Origin of the sequence: Actinobaculum sp. 352 (genome assembly GCF_003957265.1) — a bacterium.
Taxonomy (GTDB): Bacteria; Actinomycetota; Actinomycetes; order Actinomycetales; family Actinomycetaceae; genus Asp313.
This window is the reverse complement of sequence record NZ_RQSN01000001.1, coordinates 136738-150251: the sequence shown is the minus strand read 5'-3', so window position 1 is coordinate 150251 and position 13514 is coordinate 136738. Positions and strand designations below refer to the sequence as shown.

The following is a 13514-nucleotide window of genomic DNA, read 5'->3' as shown; positions in this document are numbered from 1 at the left end:
ACCGTACAGTAACTAGCGTGCGGTGTGTTGTTCCCAACAGCGCGCCAAAGCGTTCCCATTCGCCCACGGCAAACGGCGCAAGCGGCATGGCAATACCATCGCCTGATTCGCAACAGCCGCCTATGGAGTGGTATGGATTCTGCGCCGCGCCACTGCTGAAAAGCGCATCTTTGGCGCGGGTGGGGCCCCGCAGCATCCCACGCTCGGAACTGCTTGAGTACTACGCGCTTACTGCCGGTGCGACCCCGCGCAAGGAGCGGCAGTGTTGTGTGCAAGCTCTCCTCAAAACGCCTGAGACATGACGCCGCAATCGGATTCCACCTGTGCACGAAGTATTCCGTGACCCCGGGTTCGTTGGATCGGCCATGCCAGCGACCCTACCCGCGTCTGTGCAAAGTACGGCTCATCGCCCCCTTCGAGCCTGTCCCATCTATCCAAATTCTCCGGGTTTTACGCAGTTTTCCGCGAAAAACCCGGAGAATGGAAGATAAACCGGAGAATCTCGAGCAACAACGGACGGGTGACCGTCGGAATCACTCGGTTTCGCTCCGCCACCCCGCTACAGCCAGTGTAGGCAGGCGCCGGTGTGGGCAAACGGCGGAGGTGGCGGTGTCTGAAGCGGGAGTACACCGCCCCTCCACACCCGGGCGTGCAGTCCCCTCCGCCACGACAAGCACGCGCAGTCGCCGCCTTGCAACTGCACAAGCGGGCGACGGTCGATTTCACAAGGAAGCCACGACTGCGCTCAGCCTCGCCACTGCCCGGGCAGGCTCTGGCGTACAGCCGGGGCAGCAACGCCGCCAAACGTGGCTTCGACGGCAGCGTGAAAGACTGGTAGGGCCCATCGTTGCCTGCCACACGCGGCAGGCGAGCCACACGCGGCGGGCGACGGGTGCAACATCTAGCCTCGCCACGAGGCCACATGCGAGTGCCCGCCCGAGACAACGCTCGGGCGGGCATATGAGCACCTACCGCTGCGATGGGGGCAATGCGCGGCGCCACCGCGCCTGCATCACCACCGGGACGGTATCCCGCATCACGGCCAAGATAGTGGCCGTTCTTCGCTCCACGCGACTCAGATCAAACCGAGTGCGCGCACGGCCTCCAGCTCTTCTTGTGCGGCCTTAACGTTGTGGTCGATCCCAGCGCGTGTGCGCTCGGAGATCTCCAGGTCATCAACGATCTGCCACTCGCCATCCACCGAAACGCAGGGGAATCCGAAGATCAGCCCTTCTGGCACACCGTAGTGCGAACCGTCGCTGTACACTCCCGAAGTCACCCAGTCACCTTCCGGAACGCCATTGACCCAGCTGTACACGTGGTCAATGGCAGCCGAGGCCGCAGAAGCCGCCGACGAGGCTCCCCGCGCCTCGATAATCGCCGCTCCGCGCTTGGCAACTGTGGGAACGAAGTAGCTTTCCAGCCACTCGGCGTCCACCAGTTCACCCGCGGGCTTGCCGCTCACCGTCGCGTAAGAGACATCCGGGTACTGGTCAGCTGAATGATTACCCCAGACCACCATCTTGCGAATATCGCTGACCTTCGCCCCAGTCTTCTCTGCCAACTGGGAGATGGCGCGGTTATGGTCGAGTCGCATCATGGCGGTAAAGCGGCTCTTCGGCACATCCGGAGCGGAGCTCATAGCAATGACGGCGTTCGTATTGGCCGGGTTTCCAACCACAAGAACGCGAACATCGTCGGCGGCATGATCATTGATTGCCTTGCCCTGCGGTCCGAAGATGCCGCCATTGGCTTCGAGCAGATCGGCTCGTTCCATGCCCTGTGTACGCGGACGAGCTCCAACCAGCAGCGCCACATTCGCGCCCTCAAAGGCGGCGTCGGCCGAGTCGTACACGTTCACGGAATCAAGCAGCGAGAAGGCGGCGTCATTCAGCTCCATGGCCGTTCCTTCGGCTGCCTTCACCGCCTGCGGAATCTCCAGAAGGTTCAAACGAACCGCAGTGTCCGGCCCCAACAGGGCTCCGGAAGCGATGCGGAAAAGCAGAGCGTAGCCGATATTTCCGGCCGCTCCGGTAACGGTAACAGTGACTGGCGTTTTCGCCATGGATTTCTCCTTCGTAGGTTGTCGTAACGGGCTCTCCGCCCAGAAAAGAGGGGTCTATGCCCGGACTATCCCAGCATATGCGGCGGGGTTAATTTAGTCCGGGCACCTTAGACCTAGAAGACCGCGGGCACCGGCATGTGGATTCTCACCGCAGGCGGTAGGGGGCACGCCTCTGCGCAGAACTGCAGGCGGAAATAGCCCGATTCTCACTGCGGCGATACCCCGAGCCACGCGGGGCATGCGAATAGTCGCAGCGTTTCAGCAGTAGGATCCTGCCGCGCCACTGGGGCCTCCTATGAGTCTTCACCAGCGGCACTCCGCACACAGAGATTCCCTTATTTGCGATGCGCGCGGTAGTAGGCGATCAGACCGGCCGTTGACGAGTCCTGCTCGGCGAGTGCGGCGGTGTCGCCGGCAATCGCCGGAGCCAGATCTTTCGCCATTTGCTTGCCGAGCTCCACCCCCCACTGGTCGAACGAATCGATACCCCATACGCAGCCCTCCACGAACACGATGTGCTCATACAGGGCAATGAGTTGGCCGAGCACTGCCGGAGTCAATGCCGGGGCCATAATCGACGTCGTCGGCTTGTTGCCGGTGAAGACACGCGCGGTGACGATCTCCTCCGGGGTGCCCTCCGCCCGGACTTCGTCGGCGGTCTTCCCAAAGGCAAGCGCCTTCGTCTGGGCGAAGAAATTACCGAGGAAGAGCTCATGCTGATCGGAATCACCGTCCCGCAGCGCGTACGTCGGGTTGGCGAAGGCAATGAAGTCGGCGGGAATGAGCTGCGTGCCTTGGTGAATCAGCTGATAGAAGGCGTGCTGCCCATTGGTGCCCGGTTCGCCCCAGAAGACCTCACCGGTCGTCGTCGTTACATCGCTACCATCCCAGCGCACCCGCTTGCCGTTGGACTCCATGGTCAACTGCTGCAGGTAGGCGGGGAATCGATGCAGGTACTGCGAGTACGGCAGAACGGCGTGTGTGCCCGCCCCATGGAAGTTGGAGTACCACACTCCGAGCAGCCCCATGAGCAGCGGCACGTTCTCCGCCGCCTGCGCTTGCGCGAAATGCAGGTCCATGGCGTGGAATCCGGCGAGGAAATCCGCGAAGTTCTCCGGCCCGATGGCAATGGCGAGGGAGGTTCCAACAGCGGAGTCCACGGAATAGCGTCCGCCCACCCAGTTCCAGAATCCGAACGCGTTGGCGGGATCGATGCCGAACTCGGCCACCTTCTCCAGGTTCGTGGATACGGCGACGAAGTGCCGGGCGACGGCGTCGTCGGCGCTAATACCGCGCGCCGCGAGTTGCTCCAGCAACCAACTGCGGCACGCCTTGGCATTCGTAATGGTTTCCAGCGTGGTGAACGTCTTGGAGGCAACGATGAAAAGAACGGTCTCCGGATCAACGCCCTTGAGGGTCTCCCCCACATCTGTCGGATCAATGTTGGAGATGAATCGGCACTCTAGCCCTTCCTGCACGTAGGGCTTGAGGGCCTCGTAGGTCATAACCGGCCCGAGATCGGAGCCTCCGATCCCCACATTGATGATGGTTGTCAGCGGCTTACCCGTTACGCCGGTCCACTCGCCGGAGCGGATTCGCCGGGCGAATGAATAGATCGCATCGAGTACGCCGTGAACGTCCGCAATAACGTCCTGCCCGTCAACAACCAACTGGTCAGTGCGCGGCCGCCGTAGTGCGGTGTGCAGCACCGCCCGATCTTCAGTGACGTTGATATGTTCGCCGGCATACATGGCATCGCGACGGCTTTCCACCCCGACTTGCTCGGCCAGTTCGAGCAGCGCGGAGAGGACCTCCTCATCAAGGTAGTTCTTGGAAAGATCAACATGCAGATCGGCGGCGGTGAAACTGTAACGTTCCGCCCGCTGGCTATCGGCCGCGAATGCGGCGCGGAAATCGGGGCGGTAAGACGCCGCAAGTTCGGTGAGGCGCTGCCAGGCGGCAGTCTGGGTGGGGTCAATCGGAGAGCTCATTCTCAATCCTCAATCTGGTCGGTATCCGGGCTGGCTGGCAGTCGTTGTAATAGCCAGGCACGCTAGCCATTCTATCCGGCATTGGCGCCCTCGGCAGCCCCACGGGTAAACGCCTCGCATACAAATCGCCGGTGGCAGGCTGAACCACACTGCCACCGGCGATTGCCCGGCTCGCACCTCCTACGTCTTAACCGTTAGGCACACACCTATTTTCGGTAGACGCCGAGCGTGTCGGTCCCGTTGCCATTCCAGTCACCAGCGAGAGGGGTATCCGAAGGCTCCCCGTAGACGACGACGTCATCCGCGGGGCCACCATCGGCGGAATTGGCGATGTAGTACTGATTGCCGCGACGCAGGGCAACCGTGTCGGCCACCCATGGGCCATCGCTGGCACCGTCCCAGTTGCCCACCAACACCTCGTCGGCAGCCCGACCGTAGTGGTAACTCCAGTCAGCGTTACCGCCCTGCAGGCTGTTGCGCAGATAGAATGCATTGGCTCGCCGCACGGCAACGGTATCCTTCCCATCGCCGTCCCAGTCACCGGCAAGAATCTCATCGCTAGTGCGGCCGAAAATAAAGCTCTGTTCGGCAGCTCCCCCGCTGAGCGCATTGTTGATGTAGATCGTGGCACCTCGGCGAACGGAGATGGTATCGCGCCCGTCACCGTTCCAGTCACCGACCAACACGTCGTCACCGCTGCGCCCGAAACGGAAGCGTGTCAATTCGCCGTCGTCGCCACGCAGCACGAACTCGTTGCTGCCAGCGATCCGGAACCCGACCTCGTCGCTACCGTCACCGTCCCAGTCTCCCGCAATAGGTGTGCCATCCTCTACGAAGTGGAACATGATGTCGGTAATCGAGAGGTCCTCAGAACTCAAGAAGAAGGTGCAGTTCCCCTCGGCCTCGCAGCCGTTGACGGTCTGCTTCTGTTCAAGAACCGCCACGGTGCGACCGGGGATGGTGACTGTGCCGTTATCCCACACGGTCTGCTTGACGACCTCGTCACCACCATCCTGTTGGATCTGTGACAGTGTGAGGTCAGTACCCTCCATGCCATTGATCGCCTCCGTGATCGCGTTGGGCGAGGCATTAAAGACAACCAGCAGACCATCACGTTCGGGATCGATATCGGCACCCGCAGTGTCATCGATACGCATTACAAGCAGGCCGGGCGTCGCATTGGGGCCGGCGTTCGGGAAGGACACCTTCTCCTTAATCAGATCGGCGTCGTCCAAGGTGAATAGCTCCGAACTGGAACGCAGGCGGAGCAGATCAAGTGCCTGCTCATGCGACGCCGTCATGGCGGCCGCATCCGGCACCAGATTCGCGTTGGAAAGGTACGGCCGCATGGCGTCCCACCGCGGAGAATTATCGCGTGCCGGAGGCAAGCCGACGCCGAAGTTACTCGTCTGCCCCGACCAATCAATCGCATTGAACCAGTCACCGGAGTTGTAGGAGTTACGGTCCAGTGACTTACTACGCAATAGATCGGTGCCGCCATGCCAGAACACGGGCGACTGTCCGAGGGTAACCGTGGCCAGGGACAGCGTGTTCATTCGCACCCGGTCCTCCATGCTGGAGCCCATCGGCATCTTCCACACGTTGAGATCGTAGAGTGTCTCATTATCGTGTGCGTCAACGTAGTTCACCGACTCATACGGCTGGGTGGCATACCCAACACTGGCACCGTTGAAGGTTATCTCGGCGCCGGTCTTTTCGGTCCCGTCCGCGGCAGTGATAGTGAAATCGCTCAGATTACCGGCCAGACCGATTCGGATCGTGTCGGTGTAGAAGCGCAACTGGTCGGCGTCACCACCGGCAATGCCGTTCGGATCGGTATACAAGCCGTTGCCGAAGCCCTGGGTGTCATTCTTACCGTCGGATTGGGCGCCATGCACTGCGTCGCGCAGGCGATCATTGAAGGTTCCGATCCCGGTGCCGCCGAGCCTACCCTGGATGGAGGGCTCGAACCGCGAACCGTCGGCGGTGGTGCCGAATGCCCACCCCTCGCCGTACAGGTACATGGACTTCCCGTCCACACCATCTTCGGCCAGGGTTAGTTCATCAAGGGCAGCGCGGATCTTCTGCATGGACTGCACGGAGTTGAACTCCATGAGGTCGAAACGGAAGCCGTCCACCTTGTATTCCTTCGCCCATGTCACCAGCGAATCGATCATGAGATCCTCCGCCATGGCATGTTCGGTCGCATATTCGGCACAGCACGGGCTGTTCAGGGTCTGCCCCGCATAGCCCAGCCGATGGTAGTAACCGGGGACGATCTTCTCGAACACCGAAGTCTCATCCTGCCCGCAGGCATAGGTGTGGTTGAACACCTCATCGAGCACCACCTGGTAACCGGCTGCGTGCAGATGCCCCACCATTGAGCGGTATTCCGCAGTGCGCGCAGCACCATCCTGGTTGCCGTCACTGGCGTAGGATCCCTCCGGCGTCGTGTAGTGGAAGGGATCGTAACCCCAGTTGTATCCGTCCTGGTCGGCAACGGCCATCACGGCCTCTTGTTGCTCGGAGGAATCGGCAGCGGCCTCTGGCACCTGAGGGATTTCCTGCGCGGACCTGTCTTCCGGAATGGAGGCGATGTCGTAGGTCGGAAGCAGATGGATGGTGTTCATTCCGGCATCTGATAGCTCCCGCAGCTCCTTCATCCCGTCGGAATCGGACACGCCGAATGCTCCGTAGGTTCCGCGTAGAGCCTCCGGAACTGTTTCATCCGCGATTGAGAAGTCACGCACGTGCATTTCGAGGATGGCACGGTCCGAGAACTGGGCAATAACCGGCGACGCCGTATCGCTCCACACCTCCGGCATGGCCTCCGGATCGTCCAGGTTCACGATAACGGACTGCTTGGAGTCGGTCGTCAGGCCCACCGAGTTGGGGTCGGTGACAATGTTATGAACCACTGTGCCGGCGATGGCCTCCTGCGCCTCGTCACCGGCGGTGATTGCCGTCGGAGGAACATATACCTCCACGTCATACAGATATGCCCGGTTGGCCCAAGAAGCCTCACCCGTAATCGTCCAGGATCCGTCACTCTGCCGCTCCATGGGCAGCTCCTGCGGCTCACCCTCGGCGGAAAGATCGTCATACAGACGCAGTGTTACCGACTGCGCCGTCGGTGCCCAGAGAGAAAGCGTTGGCGTCTTTCCCTGGAAGGAGACTCCCTGCTCGCGCTGCGCGGCCTTCTGCGCGTAAAGGGCATCGAGGACGCGTGCGGTCTGCAGGGATGTGAATGCAACCGGATTGCCGTTGGCATCGGCCTGCAACACCTCTATCTCACCGGTCAGAATGGTCTCGATAAGGTCTCTATCCAGCGGTTCCTCGGGCGTGAGTGCCACATAGTCCTTGCGGGCCGAGGTATATTTCGCGGTCAGATAGGGATCCTGTTCCTTCTGTTCGCTTGTCAACCCTCCGGCCTTGACCTGCAGGGCAACACTACCGTCAGCTCCCGAGACGTCGGCACCCTGGCGTGTTATTCCCCCATTTTTCGCATAGTAGAGCGTGTAGGTGGCGCCATCGGTGGCCACATCGGCCGGCCAGGCGAGGGTCTCCTCATCCAACCAGTAGCCGATGGCCTGCCCGTCACCCACCACCGGTATATCGGTTACCTCAAGTGTGAGGATATGGGTGGAGGGATTGTAGGTGAACACGGCGAGCTTACCGGCAGGAACCGCGTCGAACTGGTAATTCGGAGAACCACCGGCTCCGTTTCCATCTCGGCCATAGGCGACATCCCAACTCAGCGATTCGGAGACCTTTGCCTCGATTGGCGTGGCGGGAAGCCGCGTCGTGGAGAAGGTGAAGATGCCGTCCCCATCTGGATCCGTCATCAGTGTTGCCAGGCAGGCAGGATCCCAGTCCTGCGCACAGCCCACGGCCGCATTGAAATTGCCCGGCACCGTGTAGGGCGGATGCTCGGCGGTATTGAAGAACTCGTGAGTCTTCGCGTTGTAATAGAAAGTGACCGGGCCCTCGGCGGCCACCGTGTAAGCCACATTCGCACCATTTGGCACGGCCCCCGCACCAAAGTTCACATCCCAACTACCACCGAGGGCGATCTTGTACTCGTAGTTACCGGCCGGCAGGGTAAAAGTACCGCTGTACCAGTCGGTTCCGGCCACTGCGGTCAGCTGGGTCTGATCACAGGCGGGCTGCCAGTTGCCCGTGCATCCCAGCGCAAGCTGGTGCGTACCGGGGATGCTCACCATGCCGGTCGTATTATCGTTACCGGAGTCCTGCGCACCAATCGATTGGTTCACACCCAACGAGCCGAAGCCGGTATTGGCAGCCACTTTCCCTTCGGCGTCCACCGAGATCGCCCGGTACTCGATGAGTGTTCCCTCTTTCAGGCCACTGACATCGTGGAAGACGCGCGGGGAATCACCGGTTGCCGTTCCCAGGCTCGTCCACTCGTTTGTGCCCACCAGCCGGTAGGCAAAAGTCGTCTCCGCCCAATGATCATCCTGCACAGTGGCTGTTACCGGAACCAGGGATTCACTGACGTTCTGCCCCGCCAAGGTGGTCGCCTGCACGGTCAGAGCCTCACCGGCCGTCGGCGTGACCACTACGCCCTGCTGATCGGCGGCAGCAACCTGCCGATCAGCCCGGAATACAACAGCGGACAGAGGCGCCACCGCGACGGTCACCTGACCTGCGGCGTCGGCCGTGAGACTATCGTCAGTCCCATATACCCCGGTATAGGAGGCCCCCGGAGTCAGCGTTGTGAAAGTCGCCGTGGAAGCAGAAGTCGCGTTGTTAACGGCGACGACGTACTCGATCTTCTCGTCGCGGTCCACTCGCGAGAAGGCGTAGACTCCGGGGCCCTTCTCCGCGTAAAGCTCGATCTGCGCGCCGACACGCAAAGCCGGTGTGGAGGAGCGTAGCGTGGCAACTTCAGAAATCGTTGTGTATAGCGTCGTCGTCTGATCGTAGTGGTCACCGGCACCGAAGGTGCTACCGTCCAGCAGCTGTTGGTTCCGGTATTCGGCGGTCTGCGAGGCGAATAGCGACTGCCGGGCATCCTTGTCGTTGCCGGTTCCCGCGAATCCCTGCTCGTCGCCGTAGTAGACCACCGGCTGGCCGCGGGTAAGGAACATGATTTCGTGGGCAAGTACGCTTCGTGTCTCCGGCTGATCCGCCCCGGCGGAATTCAAGAGGTATCCGATCCGGCCCATGTCATGATTGCCCAAGAAAGTCGGCATGTCACCTGCATTGGATGTGGCGGTCGTGAAATAGTCGTCCGCGGCAAAGGTACCGGCTAGTGACTGCGCCGTGTAGCCGCTCGCGTAGTTCTTCACCGAGTCTTGGAAACCGAAGTCGAGGGTAGCTCCCATATCGGTTTGCCGCACGTAGGGAGCACGGTCGGTTGCGGCATTGTCGTAGACCTCTCCGAAGGTGAAGAAGTCTGGATTCGTCGCCTCGGCGTATTCGGATATCCCCGCAGTCCAGTCCTTCCAGAACTGGAAGTTCACATGCTTGGCGGTGTCGATGCGGAAACCGTCGATCCCGAAGTCCATCCACGCCTTGTACACCTCTTCAAAGGTCTGCTCGACCACCGGATTCTCGGTCATGAGGTCGTCCAGCCCGTCGAAGTCGCCGTAGGTCACCGACTCACCCGACCAGGTGGAGTTGCCACGGTTGTGGTAAAGCGTCACATCGTTGAGTTCAGCGGGGACGACGTCGCCCTGCCGCTGCGGAACATAGGGGAATGACGTGGCAGCGTCAAGCTCTGGGAAGGTCGTTCCGGCAATTGCGGCCGGGTCGAAGGTCTGCCCCGCGGCATCCTTGTACGGCGAGTCCGCTAGCGAGACGTACGACGTCGAATCGCCCTCGTACTCGATGAGATCAGCGGTGTGGTTGACGATGATGTCGAAGTACACCTTGATGCCGCGCGAGTGCGCATCCTCGATGAAGGCCTTGAACTCGTCATTGGTACCCAAATGAGGGTCAAGCTGCGTAAAGTCGGTCACCCAGTAGCCATGGTATCCGGCCGAAGCATCGCTGCCGCTGCCCTGCACGGGCTGGTTCTTGAAGGAAGGCGTCAACCAGATGGCCGTTGTCCCCAGGGACTCGATGTAATCGAGCCTCTCGCGCAGTCCGGCGATATCGCCGCCCTGATAGAAGCCCTTATTCGTCGGGTCGTACCCCGATACCAGCGGATCGCTATCCAATCCGCCGGTGTCATTGGAACTGTCGCCGTTGGCAAAACGATCAGTGAGAACGAAGTAGAAATTCTCGCCGGATCCGCGAGAAGCCGGCGCGGCGATAATCGCATCGTCCGCGGGTGTGTAAGACGTGTCACCCAGGTCCAGCGCCACTCCCACCTTGTTGGTCGTGGCGTTGAACTGGAAGGTGACTTGTGTATCTCCGGCCACGGTGATCGGCATGTTAGCGTCACCGTTACCCCACGAGTTGTTCCAGGAATGTCCGCCGACAATCTTGTACTCCCACGACCCTGCGGGCACGGTGGCAGTGAATTCGTAGATGCCCTCCGAGGTCTCCGTCAGTTCGGTAGCGGTACACTTCTCATCCCAGTCAGCGCAGGTGGAAATCTCGCTTTGCAGATCCCCTGCTAGAGAGTATGGTCCATCTGCGGCCACCGCCGGCAGTCCGGGGAGCGCGATCAGGCCGCTGGCGGTCAGTGCGCCAGCTCCAAGCAGTGCAGTTATACGTCGGGTGTGCATTGTTCCCTCCAGGTCGTGGACCCAGCACGGCTACGTGCAGCGGTAGGCCCTATATGGGCACGATAGTAAAAGGGCGTCCGCGTCCCTGCAACAGATTTCCTCAAGTCTGCAAAAAATGGCACAGGTCACGTAAACCCTCATCTAGGTAAAACCCGTGGATTCACGCATATTCGGTCAAAACCGCATTGTGACACAATCGAGAATCCTGCAAAAAACGACCTGTGGATGGACGGACAAGAGGGACGCATGGGGCGGATTAGCGGGCGCACACCGGGCGGACTGGAGGGGCTCACAAAGGCAGACTGGAGGGGCTCACACCAGAGGCGCATTAGGCCCTGACTCCCACCACAGACTTGCTGCAAGAGGGCACAATAGAGGTGTGAGCTCGAATGCAGATAGTCGCCAAAGAATTGCCGTCCTGACATCAGGCGGTGACGCACCGGGGATGAATGCAGTTGTGCGCGCCGTCGTGCGCACAACTATCCACGCCGGTGCCGTTCCCTATGCCATCTATGAAGGGTGGAAAGGCGCCGTCGAAGGCGGCGATCTCATCCGCGAAACCGGTTGGTCTGATGTCTCCAACATTCTCAACCAGGGCGGGACGCGTATTGGTACCGCTCGCAGCGAAGCGTTCCGTACTCGCGAGGGTATGCGAGCTGCGGTCCGAAATCTCGCCGCACTCGGCATAGACCGCGTCGTTGCCATTGGTGGAGACGGTACGCTCACCGGGGCGGCCGAACTGCGTTCCCTCTGGCCGGAATTGCTGGCTGAACTCGTGGAACGCGGCGAGATTACCCCCGAGGTGGCAGCGGCACATCCACGCTTGCACCTAGTCGGCGTCGTCGGTTCGATTGATAACGATCTGGTCGGATCGGATATGACCGTTGGAACTGACTCCGCATTACATCGCATTGTCGACGCGATTGACGCTATTTCCTCCACCGCCGCATCACACCAGCGCACCTTCATTATCGAGGTGATGGGCAGGCGCTGCGGTTATCTGGCACTGATGAGCGCCATTGCCGGCGGGTGTGACTACGTTTTCATCCCGGAACTTCCTCCCGCGCCGGGATGGGAAGAGCAATTGTGCGAGAAACTGCGCACCGGGCGGGCGGCGGGACGCCGCGACTCCATTATTGTGGTTGCCGAAGGCGCCCAGGACCGTGCCGGTCTGCCCATTACCGCCACGCAGGTGCGCGACGTCTTGGCGGACGGGCTTGGCGAAGAGGCGCGTATCACCGCCCTCGGCCACGTGCAACGCGGCGGCACGCCCTCGGCCTATGACCGGTGGATGCCGACCCTGCTGGGATACACAGCGGCTCTGGAAGCTGTCCGCGCCGACGACGAGGCCGAGCCGTGCATCATCGCAACAAACCGCAACCGCATCACACGCCGACCTCTACACCAAGCCGTCGCCGATACACGCGCGGTGAAGGGCTACCTGAAGGACGGCGATTACGATGCGGCGGTCGACTCACGTGGCGTCGGCTACCGGCAAATGATTGATATCTTCGAGACGATATCCTCCCCGGTGCCAACACGGCACGGAGCCGGGAGCGGCGCTCGCGTTGCCATCATGCATGCCGGCGGTCTCGCTCCCGGTATGAATACTGCGGCGCGAGCTGCGGTGAGACTGGGCGTCGACCGTGGCTTCACCATGCTGGGTGTTAACGGTGGCTTCCCCGGGCTGATCGACGGCGACGTGCATGAACTGACCTGGGGCGATGTCGATTCTTGGGTGGGCGCGGGAGGCGCGGCGCTGGGAACGCGGCGCACCGGACCCGCTGTAGAACAGTACTACGCACTCGGTCGCGCCATCGAAGAGCATCGCATCGACGCCATCTTAATGATCGGAGGCTTCGCCGGCTACGAGTCCATCTGGCGCCTGCTGCGCGAACGTGACCGCTTCCCGGCCTTCAACATTCCCTTCGTCTGCGTTCCAGCCTCCATTGATAACAATCTGCCCGGCTCCGAGCTGTCAATCGGCGCCGATACGGCCCTGAATAACAATACGGAAGTGCTCGACCGTATCAAGCAGTCCGCAAGTGCCTCCCGCCGCTGCTTCGTCGCCGAAACAATGGGGCGCAAGTGCGGGTTCCTCGCGCTTATGAGCGGTATCTCCTCCGGGGCGGAGCAGGTGTATTTGTACGAGCGTGGCATTACGTTGGCGCAACTCTCCGCGGATACGCAGCGCATGGTCGAAAGCTTCAAGGCGGGCCGCGAGCTGTACCTGGTGGTCCGATGCGAGCAGGCCTCGGAGTATTACACCACCGATCTACTCACTCGTGTCTTCCAGGAAGAGGGGCATGGCCTGTTCGACGTGCGGCCAGCCATCCTCGGTCATATGCAGCAGGGCGGAAATCCCTCACCTTTTGATCGGACACTCGCCGTGCGCCTAACAACCTACGCCATTGATGAGCTGGAGCGGCAATTGCACACCGGGCGCCACCGCGGGGCTCACGTGGGTATGGCGGACGGGACCGTGCAGACCTATCCTCTCTCGCATATGGATGAACAGATCGATATGGCCACTCGCCTCCCCTATGACCCGTGGTGGCTGAACCTATATTCGGTTCTGTACACAGTGGCCGACAAGAACTACACCGAGCCGCTGCAACCGCTGGACATCTTCGAGGGTTAAAGACTTCTTTTGCGAAGTCCGGGCTGGGCGGATGTTAGCCCGGACGTTGAGGCGATGTAAGCCCTCATCCACCGGTTGGGTCCGGACCGGACAGGTGTTAAGCCCGAACCCAACCGACG

General features: G+C 61.1%; 4 protein-coding genes. 1 reads left to right on the top strand and 3 read right to left on the bottom strand.

The annotated features are described in order from the left end of the window. Nucleotides 1–1075 precede the first annotated feature (1075 nt). From EKN07_RS00595 to pulA, 3 genes are all read right to left on the bottom strand, one after another. Nucleotides 1076–2065, bottom strand: a complete 990-nt coding sequence (locus tag EKN07_RS00595) for a malate dehydrogenase (protein WP_126145409.1) — start codon at nt 2063–2065, stop codon at nt 1076–1078. 335 nt (nt 2066–2400) lie between these two features. Then, nucleotides 2401–4056, bottom strand: a complete 1656-nt coding sequence (gene pgi / locus EKN07_RS00590) for a glucose-6-phosphate isomerase (RefSeq protein WP_126145408.1) — start codon at nt 4054–4056, stop codon at nt 2401–2403. A gap of 206 nt (nt 4057–4262) precedes the next feature. Continuing rightward, nucleotides 4263–10754 (bottom strand): pullulanase-type alpha-1,6-glucosidase, encoded by a 6492-nt coding sequence (pulA, locus tag EKN07_RS00585; protein WP_126145407.1) that lies wholly within the window; start codon nt 10752–10754, stop codon nt 4263–4265. Nucleotides 10755–11133: 379 nt separating this feature from the next. Here pulA and EKN07_RS00580 point away from each other — a divergent pair, with 379 nt between their 5' ends. Then, complete coding sequence (locus EKN07_RS00580; protein ID WP_108715351.1) at nt 11134–13395, top strand: 6-phosphofructokinase; 2262 nt, start codon at nt 11134–11136, stop codon at nt 13393–13395. The last annotated feature ends 119 nt before the right edge of the window (nt 13396–13514 follow it).

Bases quoted from the DNA above. Each gene is read 5' to 3' on its own strand.
- pulA (WP_126145407.1), bottom strand. From the start codon at position 10,754: ATGCACACCCGACGTATAACTGCACTGCTTGGAGCTGGCGCACTGACC.
- pgi (WP_126145408.1), bottom strand. From the start codon at position 4,056: ATGAGCTCTCCGATTGACCCCACCCAGACTGCCGCCTGGCAGCGCCTC.
- EKN07_RS00595 (WP_126145409.1), bottom strand. From the start codon at position 2,065: ATGGCGAAAACGCCAGTCACTGTTACCGTTACCGGAGCGGCCGGAAAT.